Source organism: Thioalkalivibrio nitratireducens DSM 14787 (assembly GCF_000321415.2).
GTDB classification, from domain to species: Bacteria; Pseudomonadota; Gammaproteobacteria; order Ectothiorhodospirales; family Ectothiorhodospiraceae; genus Thioalkalivibrio; species Thioalkalivibrio nitratireducens.
Window position 1 is genome coordinate 2299991 of record NC_019902.2, and the last position, 16406, is coordinate 2316396.

Consider the following 16406-nt stretch of genomic DNA (forward strand, 5'->3'; position numbering starts at 1 on the left):
ATGGTGGCCGAATCGCAGGCGTGCCGGTCAGCGGTGTCGAATGGCGGATGACGGGCTTCGCCCTCTTCCGCCCTACAGGGGGGCGTCGCCGCGCCGGGGGCCGGCGGATGACGGGCTGCGCCCTGTTCCGCCCTACAGGGGGCCATTGCCGCGCTGGGGGCCGGCGGATGACGGGCTGCGCCCTCTTCCGCCCTACAGGGGGCCATTGCCGCGCCGGGGGCCGGCGGATGACGGGCTGCGCCCTGTTCCGCCCTACGGTGGCGAGGGTGGTCGTGTAGGGTGGAAGAGCGAAGCGTCATCCGCCATGCTGAGTTTGTCAGGTTCACGGCGTAAGCCTGCCCGTCAATTCGGCGATCACCGCATCGTCCAGACCGTCCAACACGGTCCAGCCCAGCCGCTCCAGGCCCGCGCGCCCCGATTCGTCCACATCCGCCACCACCGCAATCCGCTGGTCCCGCCACAGGAGTTCGACCTCGGGCAGCACCGCGCCCGCCTCGTCGACCAGCTCGATCCCGACCTCCGGTGGCGGCACCCCGGCATCGCGCAGCCGAAGCACACGTTCCCCAAACAACGAATTCTGGGCGATCTCCTGCCATTGCAACGCATCGCCGTCGTCGGCCTCGGACCCCTCCCCGGACGGTTCAGCCGCCCGAAACACCACGCCGTACAGCCCCTGCTGGATGCCCCGAGCAGAAGCGAGCGTCAGCCGCGGCAGGAACTGAAGCAGGTTCGCCGCACCCCAGAACATGCCCCAAAGGGTCTCGAAATCCTTGTCCTGCCGGGCCTGCTCATCGTCCATCCCGAGGTGCACTCGGATGTCCGCTTGCAACCCCTGCAAATCGCCCCCGGCGGCCGCCTGCATCGCACTGCGTGGAAGGCAGACGCCGACATCGATCCCCGCCATCGGTGTGTCGTCACCGCCGGTTGCAGGCAGCAATCCACCCAGGATTCTCGGGTCCTGCTGCGTGCCACTCCAACCGGCGTGCACCGCCTCCGGGAACCGCGACTGCACGTCCTCAAGCAAGGCATTCCGAAACGCGGGGTCCTGCACGCTGCGCGAATCCAGCCACCCCAATGCCCGGGACAACGCGGCAAACCGCAGCCTGTCCAGGTTCTCCGTGTCGCCCGCCAAATAAGCCAACAACCAGCCAAATGGTCCCTTGTCGATGAAGCCGCCATAGGCCAAATAGGGATCCCAGCCACCGCTGGGCGCGAGTCGGGTGAACAGCGTCTGCATCGTCGCCTGCTGCCCCGTCTTCAACAGCTGTGCCGCCGGGTTGACCTGCTTCATGCCCGGCATCGGCAGCGTGTGCCAGCTCAGACTCCACACCCGGAAGCGGCCGCTGTCGAGCAAGGCCTGACGCTTCAGGGTGTCGTCGTCCGCCTTGTTCCAGTGATACTGGAACCCGTCCATGAAGACGGCCACCGACAGCAGACCCGGCGCCTCGCGTACCGGCCACAGCACGAAATCGGGCTTCGTCTTCACCGCAGCAACACCCTGCCCCGGCCCGAGCTGCACCTGCGGTTCCACTTTCCAGGCCGCGGCGCGCTGCCCGGCACGCTGGGGCAGCACCGACAGAAAGAACCCGGATTTGCCGTGCACGAGTTGGGGCGAGAGCGTCACCCCGGGCGCGTTGGCCAGCGCGTCCACGAAACGCTGCTCGAGCTCGCTCTCCAGCAGCGCATTGATGTCCACCGACGCGAGCCCGTCGATCGGCTGGAGGGTGTCGGCGGCGGCCAGGATCTTGCCCAGGATCTCCTCGGCCGCCTTGCGCGAGATTTCGTCCATCCGGCGGCTCTCGCGGTAGGCGAGCAGGCAGCGGTAGCAGCCATCGCTGGTTTCGTCTTCGCGACACTCGCAGCGACTGACCACCTCAAAGGCCGCCCGCAGCAAGTTCATCAGGTTATCCGGCTGGCGCAGCAGCTCCTTCAGATAACCGGTACCGCCCGGCACGCTGTCGAACAGCACCAGAAAGTGCTTGCGGCTCTCGCCGCCCGCGGGCTCGGACTGGTGCGCCACCTGGATATGACCGACATCGCCGCGGAAGAAGCGGCGCAGGCCCAGGTTCAGTGCCGCAATCAGGGAGTGCAGCCGTGTTCCCGACGACCCCACCTCGGCCAGCGGCAACAGGATCCGCACCGCCTCGGACTCCAGCTCCCGAAACAGGTACAGGCTGTCGAAATAGTCGGCTTCGCTCTCCTCGGCACCCGGCTTGCGCAGCTTGCAGTCGTAGGCATGCTGGAAGGATGCGCGCTCGCGCCCGCCTTTGCGCCGCACCTTGCCGCAGTGCCGGCACAACTGGAATCCGGGCCGCGAGGCCAGTTCGCCGGCCACCGCAAACTCGTGGGATTCCACACCCGGCTGGCCGAAGTTCACCTCGCGCAGCTTCACCCGCGGCAGGTATTCGAAACCGAACGGCAGTTCCTCCGATGCCAGCCGGTAGGCCTTGCCCACACTGGACAGGGGCACGTCCACCAGCATCTGGCGCTGGAAGAACGCCGGCGTGCGCTGGTCGCTGTCATCGCCGATGCGGCTGCCTCGGTCATCCGCGGTGGCAAACACCTGGCGCAATTTCAGCAGCGTGCGTTTGCGCCCGGCATCGGCCCATTGCGGGCTCCCGCAGCGCGGACAGACCGTGTGCGCATCTCCGCTCTCGGTCACGTTCTCCATGTAGTGGCAGCGGTCGCAGAGCCGCCACTCCTGCGCGCTGCTCACCGAGAGATCCACCTGATCGATCTCCACCCGCCGGCCAACCGCGTAAAAGCGGTTCATCGGTGCCAACTCACTCAGCGCAGCCACCGCCGGGCGCTGCATTTCAAAGTTGATGCGCTCGTAGCGACGTCCCGACTCACCCTCGTCCCGCTCCGCCTGAGTCACGCGCCGCAGGATCACCGAGTGGATGGTGACTCCCTCTTCCGGGAACGCGTAGTTCGGCAACAGGCCCTCGTCGGTAAAGAAATTCAACGTGGGCTTGCCATTCATTCGCCGACGCAGCGCCATCAGCGCGCCGCGTTCGGCCAGCACGGCCTCGAGTTCCTCCCGGACCCGATCGTCCTGGGGTTGTGACTCCAGACGTTCCTTCTGTTTCTTCAGACGATCGATCCGGGCCGTAAGACTCTTGCGCTCCTGCACCAGTTGGTGCAGCCGGTTCACCAGCCGGACCGCCATCCCGGAGGTTCCGCCGCCGCCAAACAGGAAGGTGCCCAAGTGCTCGCGCGACTCGTCCGGAAGATCCGGGAAGAAACCGAGAAAGCTGCGCAGGATCTCGGCACGGTGGCGTTCCACGAACTCAAGCAGTGACAACGGGAAGCGACCGCCGGCCTCCGCTTCGACCCCGTTCAGGGTTTCCTGCAAGTTACCGGGAATCGCGGAATCGTCGATCCCGGATGCGGCCCAGCGATCGAAACAGTAGGCGATGAGCTGCCGCTCAAGGACCGCGGTCGCCTGAAGGAACACGCCCGGCGGACGCACCTCGCCCGCCAGCATCGCGAGCGGATCGGCGTAGAAATAGAGATCGTGTTTGTGTGCGTTCGCCAGGGTCACGGTCAGCGCATTGCCGTCCCGCCTTCCGGCGCGGCCGATCCGCTGGAGGTAGTTCGCCTGCCCCGGAGGCACGGAACACAGCAGCACCGCAGAAAGATCGCCGATATCGATCCCCATTTCGAGCGTCGGGGTGGCGGAGAGCAGGTTCACGTCCCAGGGCGCGTCGCCATCGATGAAGGAATGCTCCACCATGTGACGCGTCTCGCTGTCGAGCAGCGCAGTGTGCTCCGCCGCGACCAACCGGTGCAGCGCCCCGCTCGTGCCGCCGGAGGCTGGCAATGCAACCGTGGACGGCTGGTAGATGCCCGCGCAAGGGCTGCGCAAGCAGGGCATCTCGGTCCAGTCGCTGAGCTCCTGTCGTGGCACCTGGATCTGATGACCGCAGCGTTCGCAGGTCAGCGCCGCCACCGCCGTCGTGCAGATCCAGCGCTCCGGGTCCAGACCCCAGACCGAGTCACCACCCACCTCTTGTTCGATCAGGAAACCATCCTGCGTGAGCTGCCCGAGCACCCGCTGGATCACCTGGCGGTATTCGGCAGAGGCCAGCACCGCATCGCCCACCGCGAGCGTCTTGTCGAACCAGTCCGCATAGCCCGAGCGCCCATCGGCCGCGAGTGCGGTGAACGACCGCCCCACCCGGCCCAATGTCACGAGCGCCGGCGGAGCGGCCGCACCCCCGTAATTCGGCATGTGCGGGGTGCGGTAGAGCGCGTAGGGTTTGCCGCGATCCTGGATGTAGCCATCCAGCATCGGGTGATAAAAGGCACCGCCCACGCGCATGCGCCAGAGGAACCCCAGCAGGTAGCGCAGCACGGGCGTCTCACCGATCCCGCGCAAGGAGCCGATCTCCTCCGAAAGCCGCTGGGCCAGGCGCGTTGCGGACTCCCGGAGCGCCCCCGGATCCGGCCCGACGGCCGCGACACGGGAACGTTCCAGCGTGCGCCCGATCCGGGCACGCAGGCCGAACGCCTGCAACACCTCCCAGGTCAGGCGCTGTTCCACCCACCCGGGAACGGCGCTGTGCGGCGGGAGCTGACCCTGGACTTTCAGATATTCGTAGTCCCGAAGCCACTCCATGTTCGGTGCGATGAAGGTGCCGACGAAGCGCGCCTCACTACCGGTGCGGTTGCGCCAATAGCGCGGCATCTCGCTCGCGACCACCGACAGCGGCAGGCCCTCCCCCTGCGCCGTCACGAAACGCGCGATCGCCCCGCGGATCAGCGTGCTGTAGGTTCGGGCTCCGAAGAATCCTGCCCGATGCGCGGCGTCCTGCACCGCGTCGGAGAATGCGATCAGCTTGCGGTGGTCGTTGTATGGGCTGGCAAACAGCCGTCCGATCAGCACGCTCGACAACGACGCCGCGCGCGAGCCGATCAGGCTCAGCCCCTCGTGCGCGCCGCAGAACGGGCAGTCGTGGTGGCTGCGCTGGACGTTCAGCTCGCCCCGCGCCTGCGTGCGGCGCATGTTGGGCTCCCAGACCGGCACGACCGGGGCATCGCCCTTGCAGTGCGGGCACTGCGTCGCGCCAGCCTTGGGAAGCAGTTGCCCGCACTGCGGGCAGATCGCCCCCTCGATGCCCTTCGGCTCGGCCGGCGGTGTCCCCTCCAGCGGGAACAGCAGGCACATTTCCGGGTGATTGCCGAAATAGGTCCGGTAGATCGCTTGCAGGTCGGTCTCGAGCCGCCCTTCGTCCGCCTTGCGCACCGATAGCCAGCCAGTCGCATGACATTCGCGGCAGTGCACCACCGGCAAGTGCAGCGGCGATGCGAGGTCCGTCAGGTCGTCGGCGAAACGGAGCATCGGGCGGACTCCGACGTTCGCGACCAACCGGCTCAGCTCGCGCAGCCAGAGCTGCAGGCGCAGGGTCACGAAGGGCTGGCCCGGATCGTCGGTGCTCGTCGCGTGGGGATCGTTCGGACGGCGAGCCCACGAAACCAGTGCCAGGAGGCTGTCGAGCATTTGCCGCGCCTGTGCCGGCTCGATTCGGAACCGCTGCGCCCAGTCGGCCACCACGGCATTCACATCCAGCAACCCCGGTGCGTGCTCCAGCAACTCGCGGAACGCGCGGCACTCGCGCAGCCGCTCAGCGAGCTGAAAGCGGGCCTGCATCGCCACGGCCGGATCGCGTGCATCCAGCGCCGGGGCGTCACCCCCAAACCAGCGCATCGCCAGCTTGCGCAGGTTGTCCACTGCGGCGTCCTGCACCTGCGCATAGCCGCCACCGTAGGTGCCGGTGGTGGGCCAGTTCGTGAAGCGGACCTCGGCGCCTGCCAGGAACTCCTCCGGGGTTTCCCGATCCTCCATCACCACCGCATCGGCATCGAAGGGGCTCGCGAACACCTGGGAGGCGTAGTCGATCAGTTCCTGGCCCGCCGACTCGCCACCCAGGGTCGCCGACGTCCCGACACAGGCAAGCCCTTCGCCCGGCAGCAGTCGATCGCGCAGGCGGCGGACCAGACAGGCGAGATCGGTACCCTGGGCACCGTCGAAGGTATGCAGCTCGTCGACGACGAGATAGCGCAAGCGGCCCGGTTCGTTATGGCGCCACAGACGCTGGTCCCGCGGACGCAGCAGCAGGAAGTCCAGCATCTTGTAGTTGGTGAGCAGGATGTCCGGCGGGTATTCGCGCAAGGTCTCGCGGCAGGTGATCACGCTGTCGCGGCTCATCACCTTGTGCACCGAGGGTCCGCTGTCACCCACGTAGAGACCGACGCTGACCCGCCCGCGCAAGCTCTCCCGATCCCGGTGGATGTCGCGGGCAAAACGCCGGGCCTGATCGGCCGCCAACGCGTTCATCGGGTACACGATGACCGCCTTCACGCCCGGCTCCGGGCGCCCGGCGCAATAGTCGAGGATGGGCAGCGAGAAGCACTCGGTCTTGCCCGAACCGGTTCCGGTTGCGACCAGCGTGGAACGGGGGTTCGGACCGCAGAGGCGTTGGAAGGCCTTGACCTGGTGGCGATACGGGGTGAACGCCAGCTCGATCCGCTCGAATGGCAGCGTCGCGCCGGGCTCCATGCGCCGGAACGGTAGCCCCAAGCCCAAGTACGGACCCTTGAAGATGGCCTCCGGCTCGGCGAGGAGATCGTCGAGCATGGTGCCGCCGTCGTCGCGCCGGAACCCAGGCGTAGTCATCGGGAAGCTTGCGTACAGGAAGCGACGGATCGCCTCCTGCAACTCGCTCGCGACGATCGAGGGGATCATGCCACCGCATCCCGCCGCGCGTGGGAATGGCGGATGACGGCCTTCGGCCTCTTCCGCCCTACCGAGACCCGCGTAGGGCGGAAAAGCGCAGCGTCATCCGCCATGCACCGCCGGGCGAAGCCGTAAGCCTCCGGGTAACCCGAAATCCCGAAACGGCGGATGACGGCCTTCGGCCTCTTCCGCCCTACCTCTTGGCCTACCTCTTGGCTAACGATGGCCATTCAAAGAGGCTCTGTTCCGCGGTTCAGGATATCGAGATAACCGCCGTACACGAACAACCGCCCGCGCTGCTTGCCCGTGATTTCCCGGACAATCCCGAGGTCTGCAAGATGCTGTATGGACTTCGCGATGGTCGGCGCGGAGAGGCCGAGCCTCTGTGCGGCGTCGGGGATTCCGACGAGCGGCTTCTGCTGAAGAAGTTGGTGCACACGGAGCGCGGATGCGGCCGGACGACCGAGGCCCTCGATCCGCTCGCGGTCGGCCTCGAACAGACCCAGAATCTCGCGCGCTGCCTCGGCCGCCTGCAGCGAGGTCTCCGCGATGCCGTCCAGGAAGAACTCGATCCAGGCCTCCCACGCGCCGCGTTCCCGAACCTGCTGGAGCAGATCGTAGTACTGCCTGCGATGCGCCTTGAAGTAGAGACTGAGGTACAGAACGGGTTCCTGCAGGATACCCTGCGCGCAAAGCAGCAAGGTGATCAGGAGCCTGCCGACGCGCCCGTTCCCGTCCAGAAACGGGTGTATGGTTTCGAACTGCACATGAACCAGACCAGCCTTGACCAGAGCCGGAATCTCCGGCGTGTCGGCATGAATGAAGGCTTCGAGGTCAGACATCAGGTCCAGCACACGGTCGGGTGGAGGCGGGACGAACAGCGCGTTTCCCGGCCGCGTACCGCCGATCCAGTTCTGCGAGCGGCGAAATTCCCCCGGCTGCTTCGTGCTGCCGCGCCCCCGGGCAAGCAGCGTCTCGTGGATTTCCCGGATCAGCCGCAGCGATACCGGAAACCCGTCTCGAATCCGTACAAGACCATGGTCCATTGCCGCGACATAGTTCGAGACCTCCTGAACATCGTCCAGAGGAACGCCGGGGGCCTCTTCGCTCTCGAAGAACAGGAGGTCCGAAAGAGACGATTGCGTCCCCTCGATCTGGGACGACAGAATCGCTTCCTTGCGGACATACATGTAGAGGAACAGCGGCGTGTCCGGCAGGATGGACGTGACCCCGTCGAGACGTCCGAGCGCGCGGTTGGCGTTTTCAAGCGGTCGATAGAGGCGATCCATCCGAATGGCTGGATCCGGCGGCAATGCAGGCGGCACAAAGGCCTCCACCCGCTCACCCGCGGTCGAGACCGTCACCCGTTGCCCGAGGCGGGACCGTTCTGGTGCTGAGATCATGGCCGGAAAACACTCCTTTTCCCGAGCATGCCCTAACGAAGGGATAGGAGCAAATCCTTTCTCTAGATCAGCTCTAACGAAAGCTTCCTTCCGTAGGGCGGAAAAGGCCGAAGGCCGTCATCCGCCGTCCGGCGGTGTGCGTGTCCCCGGCTGGGTGGCCATTCGAACGCCGCGATGGCGGATGACGCTGCGCTCTTCCGCCCTACCGAGGCCCGCGTAGGGCGGAAAAGGCCGAAGGCCGTCATCCGCCGACCGGCGGTGTGCGCGTCCCCGGCTGGGTGCCCATTCGAACGTCGCAATGGCGGATGACGCTGCGAGACTGTGAAAGTATTCGCCCCGAGTCTCGGTTCGGGGGTGGGGGCTTGGTAGAATTGGCGCACGCTGTGATGCCCCCCCCACGTGCATGGGGCGATTGAGGAAAGCCGATGCTGAGCGAGCCTGAGTCTGCACCACCGGAAGCGTTGACCCTGTGGCCGTCCCCGGAGGACGGTGGACCCCCGGCGGCGGCCGGTCCGGAGCCGCGCCCGCCGTTGCCCCGGTCGCGGCGGTACAAGGAAGGGCCGTCGGGAGAGCAGCCGCTGCTGCTGCCGGCGTGCGTGGACGACTACGTGGCGGCGAACCATCCGGTGCGGGCGATCGCGGCCTACGTGGAGATGCTGGACCTGGAGCGGTTGGGCTTTCGGCATGCCGGGGGTGCGCTCACGGTGGGGCAGCCGGCGTACGCGCCCGGCGATCTGCTGAAGTTGTATCTCTATGGCTATCAGGAGCGGGTGCATTCCAGCCGGCGTCTGGAGGCCGAGTGCCGCCGCAACCTCGAGGTGATGTGGTTGCTGAACGGGCTGCGCCCAAACTATCACACGATCGCTGATTTTCGTAAGAACAACGCCGCGGCACTGAAGGCGGCGAACCGGGAGTTTGTGCTGCTGTGCCGGGAGCTGGGGCTGATCAGCGGGACCCGGGTGGGGGTGGACGGGAGCTTCTTCCACGGCAATGCGAGTGCCGCCAGCGTCAAGACCAAGAAGCAGTTGGAAGCGGAGCTGGCCGCACTGGAACAGGACATCGACGGCTACTTGGCAGCGCTGGAGCGAGGGGACGCCGACGCAGCGGCGGCCGAAGCGACAACGGTCAGCGCGCAGCAGCTTGCGGATCTGCAGGCGCGCGCGCAGCGCCGGCGAGAGCAACTCGAGGAGTTGGCCCGGACCGGCGAGACCCAGATCTCGCGGACCGATCCGGACGCCCGGCGCCTGAGCAAGAACGGGCAGAAAGTGACCGGCTACAACGTGCAGAGCGTGGTCGATGACCAGCACCACCTGATCCTGACCCACGAGGTCACCAACGCCGGAAACGACCTGGGCCAACTGGTGCCGATGGCGGAACAGGCCCGGCAGATGCTGCTCGATGGGCAGACCACGGAAGCCGCACAGCCGCTCGAGGTGTTGGCGGATGCCGGTTATTTCACCGAGTCCGACATCGCGGCCTGCGCGTCGCGGGGCATCGTGCCGTATGTGCCGGTTCCGGAGAAGACCGGTGCGGCCGAGCGGGCCGGCCGTCTGAGCGCCCGGGAGTTTGTCTACGACGCCGAGCAGGACCGGTACCGCTGTCCGGGTGGGGAAGCCCTGCATCCGTACGGCCAGCCGGATACCCGTAACGGCGTGAACTACCGGCGCTATCGCAGCCGCGCGTCGGTCTGCCAGTCCTGTCCTCTGAAGGCGCAGTGCCTGCCGCCGGCCGGCAAGCGTCGGGAGATTCTCCGCTCCGAGCACGCCGAGGCGGTGGAGCGGCATCGGGAACGGATGGCGGCGGCGCCGCAGGTGATGCGCCAGCGCGCGGCGCTCTGCGAACACCCGTTCGGAACCCTGAAGCGCTGGCTGGGGTGGGACCACTTCCTGGTACGGGGTTTGACAAGGTGCGCGGTGAGATGGCGATGATCGTGCACAGTTACAACTTCCGCCGCGTGCTCAGCATCCTGGGGGTTGCGGCCTTCATCGCCTACTGCCAGGCGCGGGGCGTTGCGCGCGGCTTTCTTGCGGCTTGGTACGGGCTCCTCGAGCGCCTCTGCCAGCCGTTCTGGGGTCGCGATGACCCGTGGCCCATGGCCGGGACCGTTAGCGGCTCGCACCGTCCACGCGCGGCTCCGTTCGTCCCAGTGCGTTTCACGCCTGCTCCCTAGCATCGGTGCCCATTCTTTCACGGTCTCTGCGCTATTCCGCCCTACCAGGGCCCGCGTAGGGCGGAAAAGGCCGAAGGCCGTCATCCGCCGACCGGCGGTGGGCGAGTCCCCGGCTGGGTGCCCATTCGAACGCCGCAATGGCGGATGACGCTGCGCTCTTCCGCCCTACCAGGGCCCGCGTAGGGCGGAAAAGGCCGCAGGCCGTCATCCGCCGTCCGGCGGTGTGCGGGTCCCCGGCCGGGTGGCCATTCGAACCCCGCAATGGCGGATGACGCTGCGCTCTTCCGCCCTACAAACTCTCGTCCGCCTTACGCTGTAGCTACTGGGCGGCTGAGCCAATGCTGGGCGCGATGTCCGTGCGGGCGAAATCGTCACCCTTGAAGAGCAGCGGCTGTCCATTCGTGCGCGCCAGCGCATAAGCGAAACAGTCACCATAGTTCAGGCCGGCCGGGTGTCGCCCCTTGCCGTACTGGCTGAAGGCGCGGCGCGCCTCCTTTGCTTGCCGAAGATCCACCGGCACGCAGTCGATCGCCGCGCGATCGAGGAAACGGTCGAGCAGATGCAGCCCCGCCGTGCCGTAGCGCACCTCGATCACGATGGACGTCTCGACCCAGTTGGCTACCGAAAGCAAGCGCGACTCCGCAGCCTCGATGGCTTCGTTGAAAGCGTGCCGTTCCGGCTCGTCCTGGAGAATGGCAACCAGCGCCGATGTATCGATGACCATCAGCGCGGGAGACCATGCTCGTCGTAACCGAGGATCTCCTCCGCACTGCGGCGATCGCGAACCGGCAATGCCGCGCAGGCACGCGCGATCTCGTCCAGCTCGTCCGCCAGCCGCGTTCCCCCACGCTCACGGCGCACCCGGTCCAGGCGATCCCGCATCGCTTGAATCACCGCCTCGGTTTTGGTTTCGCCCGTGGCCTGGGCCAGCTCTGCTGCCAGCCGATCCGCTTCTGGATTTCGGATATTCAGCGCCATGTTTTCCCTACACGCGTGCAGACAGCTACACACTAAGTCGCGACAGCAATTGCCGTCAACCTGCGCGCCGGTCGGCGGATGACGGCCTGCGGCCTTTTCCGCCCTACCGGGGCTGTCGAATCAGACATGGATCGCATCCCGCTCAACGTAGGGGCGCAATTCGTTGCGCAGCGCCTTCTCGGTGACCAGGTCCACCCGCGCCCCCAACAAATCCTCCAGGTAGAACTGAACGCCGAAGTAGCGCCTGGATGTCGCAGGCCCGTCAAAAGCGACGAGAATATCCAGATCGCTGTCCTCCAGCGCTTCACCTCGGGCCATGGAACCGAACAGTGCGAGGTCAGTCACTCCAAAGCGTTCTGCAAGGGTCGCTTTATGGCTGCTCAGCAGCCGGACGGCTTCCTCGCGTGTCATCGCGTCCTCCATCTCCCTCGTAAAGAGGCCCCATTGGCTACAGCGACAGTTAAACATACTGCCACCGGCGCCGGTTACTCCAACCACGGTTCGTCAGCATTACCTGGGTCAGAAATGCTGCTTCGACGACCTACAGACCCGTCCTACAGCGCTGCCCCGCGCCCCAAGAACTTGTAGGGCGGAAAAGGCCGAAGGCCGTCATCCGCCGACCTGGGGTGGGCGGCCCCCCGGCCGAATGGCCGTTCGAACGCCGCAATGGCGGATGACGCTGCGCTCTTCCGCCCTACCAGGGCCCGCGTAGGGCGGAAGAGGCCGAAGGCCGTCATCCGCCATCCGGCGCCAGGATTGCCGCAGGCGCCGGGGATGCGCGAACGCCGAGCGGCGGATGACGCTGCGCTCTTCCGCCCTACGGGTCGCCCGGGACGCGGGCCCGCGTTCTTTTACGCCAATCCACCCGGTTACCGACTGCGGCCAGAACTGGGCGACGACATCCGCTCCTCCGCCTACGGAAACTACGTAATCTTCTTTGTGGCGTTGCCGGAGGAAATCACGATCATCCGTATCCTCCACGGCGCCCGGGATATTCCAGCGATCTTGACGCCCGGCGATAGCCTGTGAATCCCACCTTCACACCGCGATCGTCTGCCGACTCTCTGGCGGGATCAACGGTGTCGACGCCGTGCCAGCCAACACCTGCATCCAGCGCCGCGGAACTTCCTCGGCATCCCAGCCCTGAACCCGCATCGGCGTCGATGCAGACCACGAAATGTAAATGATTCGACATGACGGCTTAGGCCGCGAGGTCCACCGCGAACACTCCGGCCCACTGCTGCTTGCATTCAAGGCTTATGGAAAATACCGGTCGATATCAAGTGCCCCGTGGAACACGCCCAAGATATCGATACTGCATGGCGACTTGAGAAGATAAGCAATCCGATAATGCCCGTAGAGAAGGATCCTGATTTCCCCTTCGGCTTCGGCACGATACCTGTGTCCGATTTCCGGGAAACTCCTCAACATCTGAGCTTTGTCATAGATCCCGGACACGACTTTTTGTGCTGCGGCAGGATTGTCGGCTGCGATGTAGTCATGGATATCGCGGAGCCAACGATGCGCCTCCTCGGTCCACCTTATTTCTGCCACGATCGAATCCGATGCTCCATATCTTCGTTCGATATTAGGCGCCCACGGCGAGAATCGTCGAGACCGCGCTCGACCATGCGCTCAAAAGCAAGTTCCCGCATGATTTCTTCATAGCTCGCATCTTCCGGCTGCGAACGGATTACCTCAGTCATCTTTTCTTTCACGCTCGACATATCACACTCCATGCGCAAAACCTGAACCCGCGACGACCAAAAAGCGATCGCCCAGGCAGTGGTTCATAACCGATGGCTTGGATGCGCTCAAGTCGCAAACGTCCCAGACCAGTGTAACGAATGCCGATGCGCCGTAAACCCCTGCGCCAGAAACGGTCCCAGTGCCGGCTCTTTGCCGCCAATGCCGTGCCAGCCCAGGGGGGCTGGTGCCTACCCATCGAGATCATTCCGGGAAGCGAGAGGCGCACCGATCGAACAGCACCCGCGCGGCCCGGATCCCCCGCAGGTAGGCCACATTTCTGGCAACACAGCGCTCGGTCAGGCGCTCAGGCGTACCGATCGCGCTGCCGAAGCGGTGCAGGGTGCGGCCGGCGGTCTGAATGAACTGCTCCGGGTCGATGTTGAGCCGTTCGAGGATTGCCGGCGTCTCGCCGGGAATGAACCCACGCTTGTCCTCGCGGATCACCCGACCGGTGCCATCCACCAGCTCCAGGTAGTCCTCCAACGCGAACGGCACCGCGGTGGCCAGGCGTCCAGTGGCATCGAAGGGCATCAGCGGGGCGCACGGTAATCCGGCCAGACGCGGCTCCTTCTGCAACCTGGGGCGTTCGTTGCCCAGATCGGGAGACTCCGGCGACTTCGCGGTCTCGTCCGCCTCGCCGGTCCGGTCTGCACCGCTCGGGCTGGCGCTTCCCGCCACGTGAGGCCGTGGTAGCCTGCCCTGCAACTCTGCCAAGCGTTCGGCGATCGCGGTGTACTCCGAGGTTTCCGGCGTCTCAGCCAGTTTCGCCCGGATCGGGTTCAGGTCGACATACGCCATCGCAGTCAGCACCGCCGCATCGTCCAGCAGCGCCTGGCTCTTGAAGCGACCTTCCCAGAACCGGCCCGTCACGCCGTCCTCGGCATTCGCCATGCGGGCGATGGACTCGTTCAGCACGCGCATATACCAGGACAGATCCGCCAACCGGCTGCGGTAGGTCTCCACCCAGTCGAATACTGCGGCGGTTTCGGCCTCTCCCAATGATGCCGGATCCGCCAGATAGCGCTGCACCAGCAACGGCCCGGAAAACACCTGCGTCCAGCGCCGCAGGACTTCCTCGGCGTCCCAGCCCTGCACTCGCTCGGCGTCAATGCGGACCACCAGGTGAGCATGGTTCGACATCACCGCATAGGCCGCGACGTCCACCGCGAACACCCCGGCCAACTGCTCCAGACGCTCCACGATCCAGCCCCTTCGGTGCTCGAAACTTCGCCCGGAATGGGCATCCTCCCCGCACAAATACGCCCGCCGCACACAGCGCGAGACGACGTGGTACCAGGGGGTATCGCTCAGACTGACCAGACTGGAACGCGGCTGCGGCATCTCCCTGCCTCCTTCTCGGTTCGACTCCATGCGAACACCGATACCGAAAGCCTACGACCCCGCCGCGGCGATGGTCAACAAAGTGGGTGTCTTACAGTATGCGTGTTCGGCGAATTTTCTTCCGTCTTTCGAGTAGCTGTTTTACGAACGCGCTTTGCCTAAGATACAACCACTCAAAGACGTATGTTGGTGTCGAAACGATCATCATGGTTACTCCAAATTCATGCCGCTTTTCCCCCAAAGTTCCGGCTACCTGATCCACATTTAACAAAGCCCCAAGAAACGTTGCAAAGAAAATCAAGGCTGACAGAAGAAACAGCATGAGAAAAACATAGCTTTTAACGATTTCTCGAATCGCCAACACGCCATCTAGACGCGCGTTCTTTATCCGACGAAGCCTCCTCAGTCGACAACCCCGAACGAACAGACGTGCAAAATAGGGGACCCGCGTGGCAAGACCACCCACACCAGGCACAACCCACCTTCGGCTAAATCCCGCGATCATCAGTCCAATAACGATAAAGAACAACCCCGTAAACCACCACGAGGGGTCTCTAAGGTTCTCCAATATTCCCTCCATATATCCTCGCCCCCTTTCCCCGGTCAACCAACCGTGTTTTCTATTCATGTTCCCAGACCGAAACGCGGTTCCGGCATCTCCCTCCCTCCTTCCCGATTCGATTCCATGCAAACGCCATCGGCGAAAGCCTACGCCCCCGCAGCGACGGTCAACAAAGTGGGTGTCCTACAGTGTTCGCCCGCCGCACACAGCGCGACACGACGTGGTACCAGGGGGTATCGCTCAGACTGACCAGACTGAAACGCGGCTACGGCATCTCCCTGCCTCGTTCTCGGTTCGATTCCATGCGAACGGCAACGCCGACAGCCTACGACCGCGCCGCGGCGACGGTCAACAAATTGGGTGTCTCGTAGGACGCGACCTGGTACCAGGGGGTATCGCTCGGACTGACCAGACTGGAACGCGGCTGCGGCATCTCCCTGCCTCCTCCTCGGTTCGATTCCATGCGAACGGAAACACCTAAAGCCTACGGCTCCGCCACGGCGACGGTCAACAAAGTGGGTGTCTCACAATGTTCCGATTCATAACGCCTGGGCTCACCGGCAGCAAAAAAGTGAAGAGCGAGGCACGAGCGACGCAGCTTTTGGATGTCCGGTGCGGCCCATTGTTAGAACAATTTTTGCTGGCACGGCGAGACCTCTATTCTATAAATTATCGCTTTACCTTTCGATTCGAGATCATCATTAAGTTCTGCCAGCCGTAGTTCTTCTTGCTCATCGTCTAAAGCATCTACGGCCGCTTCAATATTAGAAACCATGGCCTCTAGAATTACGAACAACTGTTGAAAAGACGCGCTTGTAATTACATGATATCGATTCGCGTGCGGCGAAGAGTTGGCCTCTGCCACGAATTCCCGTCCGGCGTTTGTTATTTCTCCGGTTGTCATAAATATCCCCGTTGCGGTCTTTGATGTCATTACACCAAAGAAATCGCGCAACTCGCTCGTGGGGACAATACCCCTATATAGTTTGCATTGAATAACAATATGCCCATAGGCATCCCATGTTGGATCGACCAGTTCTGAATACGTAAGATCTATTCCACCATCATGCGACACCGGTGTTAGAGAAAAATGTCGGCGATCAATAACCGCGAACATTACCTGTATTAATTTTTCAAAATCATGCGCTCCAAAAAGTGAGATATTGGGGCAGAACTCTTGTATATACCGCTCTGCGTTTACGCTTTTAAACCAAAGTTGACGATATTTCTCTATCAACCAACGCGCATCTAATAGAGCCAGGTCGCCCGAGTCAAATACGCCCTCTTTCTCCGCGCGCAGTCTTGCATCAGATGCAATCTTCTTCAGACCTTCCACATAGTTGTGACTGGCGGATAGAAGAGCAACATTCTTCTCGTCTATAGCGCCTTGACCCATTTCTTCGATACCTCCAATACCGGAATTGTGCTTGACCGTTATTGCTCTAACAGATTAGCGTTTATCCG

The 16406-nt window shown here is 64.1% G+C and carries 13 protein-coding genes; 3 read left to right on the plus strand and 10 right to left on the minus strand.

The genetic code is table 11. The features are described 5' to 3' along the window. Nucleotides 1-322: 322 nt before the first annotated feature. Complete coding sequence (locus TVNIR_RS10620) at nt 323-6748, minus strand: DEAD/DEAH box helicase (protein WP_083499435.1); 6426 nt, start codon at nt 6746-6748, stop codon at nt 323-325. A gap of 221 nt (nt 6749-6969) precedes the next feature. Further along, nucleotides 6970-8142: a Fic family protein gene (locus TVNIR_RS10630; protein WP_043739607.1), complete on the minus strand. Its 1173-nt coding sequence runs from the start codon at nt 8140-8142 to the stop codon at nt 6970-6972. Nucleotides 8143-8567: 425 nt separating this feature from the next. Here TVNIR_RS10630 and TVNIR_RS10635 point away from each other — a divergent pair, with 425 nt between their 5' ends. After that, nucleotides 8568-10070, plus strand: coding sequence for an IS1182 family transposase (locus TVNIR_RS10635; protein ID WP_015259037.1), 1503 nt, complete (start codon nt 8568-8570; stop codon nt 10068-10070). Beyond that, a complete protein-coding gene (locus TVNIR_RS20710; protein ID WP_052316634.1) occupies nt 10061-10312 on the plus strand; it encodes a hypothetical protein in 252 nt (83 codons plus the stop codon). The genes TVNIR_RS10635 and TVNIR_RS20710 overlap by 10 nt, the downstream gene beginning before the upstream one ends. A gap of 319 nt (nt 10313-10631) precedes the next feature. Here TVNIR_RS20710 and TVNIR_RS10645 read toward each other — a convergent pair whose 3' ends face one another. From TVNIR_RS10645 to TVNIR_RS20715, 4 genes are all read right to left on the minus strand, one after another. Next, nucleotides 10632-11036 (minus strand): type II toxin-antitoxin system VapC family toxin, encoded by a 405-nt coding sequence (locus tag TVNIR_RS10645; protein WP_015259039.1) that lies wholly within the window; start codon nt 11034-11036, stop codon nt 10632-10634. After that, nucleotides 11036-11290 (minus strand): type II toxin-antitoxin system VapB family antitoxin, encoded by a 255-nt coding sequence (locus TVNIR_RS10650; protein ID WP_015259040.1) that lies wholly within the window; start codon nt 11288-11290, stop codon nt 11036-11038. The genes TVNIR_RS10645 and TVNIR_RS10650 overlap by 1 nt, the downstream gene beginning before the upstream one ends. 120 nt (nt 11291-11410) lie before the next feature. Then, nucleotides 11411-11701 carry a nucleotidyltransferase family protein gene (locus tag TVNIR_RS10655; protein WP_043740560.1) on the minus strand — a complete coding sequence of 97 codons (291 nt, stop codon included), beginning with the start codon at nt 11699-11701 and terminating at the stop codon, nt 11411-11413. A gap of 198 nt (nt 11702-11899) precedes the next feature. Then, on the minus strand, nt 11900-12151 hold the full coding sequence (locus TVNIR_RS20715; protein ID WP_237251813.1) for a hypothetical protein: 252 nt from the start codon (nt 12149-12151) through the stop codon (nt 11900-11902). Here TVNIR_RS20715 and TVNIR_RS10665 point away from each other — a divergent pair. Further along, nucleotides 12065-12319, plus strand: coding sequence for a type II toxin-antitoxin system RelE/ParE family toxin (locus TVNIR_RS10665; RefSeq protein WP_015259042.1), 255 nt, complete (start codon nt 12065-12067; stop codon nt 12317-12319). The genes TVNIR_RS20715 and TVNIR_RS10665 overlap by 87 nt on opposite strands. A 228-nt stretch (nt 12320-12547) precedes the next feature. Here TVNIR_RS10665 and TVNIR_RS10670 read toward each other — a convergent pair whose 3' ends face one another. The 4 genes from TVNIR_RS10670 to TVNIR_RS19060 all read right to left on the minus strand — a co-directional run bounded on the left by TVNIR_RS10670 (nt 12548) and on the right by TVNIR_RS19060 (nt 16338). Then, nucleotides 12548-12844: a type II toxin-antitoxin system RelE/ParE family toxin gene (locus TVNIR_RS10670; protein WP_043739610.1), complete on the minus strand. Its 297-nt coding sequence runs from the start codon at nt 12842-12844 to the stop codon at nt 12548-12550. Further along, complete coding sequence (locus TVNIR_RS20010) at nt 12832-13017, minus strand: hypothetical protein (RefSeq protein ID WP_015259044.1); 186 nt, start codon at nt 13015-13017, stop codon at nt 12832-12834. The genes TVNIR_RS10670 and TVNIR_RS20010 overlap by 13 nt, the downstream gene beginning before the upstream one ends. A 223-nt stretch (nt 13018-13240) precedes the next feature. Continuing rightward, entirely contained in the window at nt 13241-14380 is a 1140-nt protein-coding gene (locus tag TVNIR_RS10680) for a transposase (RefSeq protein WP_015259045.1), read from the minus strand. 1187 nt (nt 14381-15567) lie between these two features. Next, on the minus strand, nt 15568-16338 hold the full coding sequence (locus TVNIR_RS19060; protein WP_083499436.1) for a restriction endonuclease: 771 nt from the start codon (nt 16336-16338) through the stop codon (nt 15568-15570). Nucleotides 16339-16406: the final 68 nt, after the last annotated feature.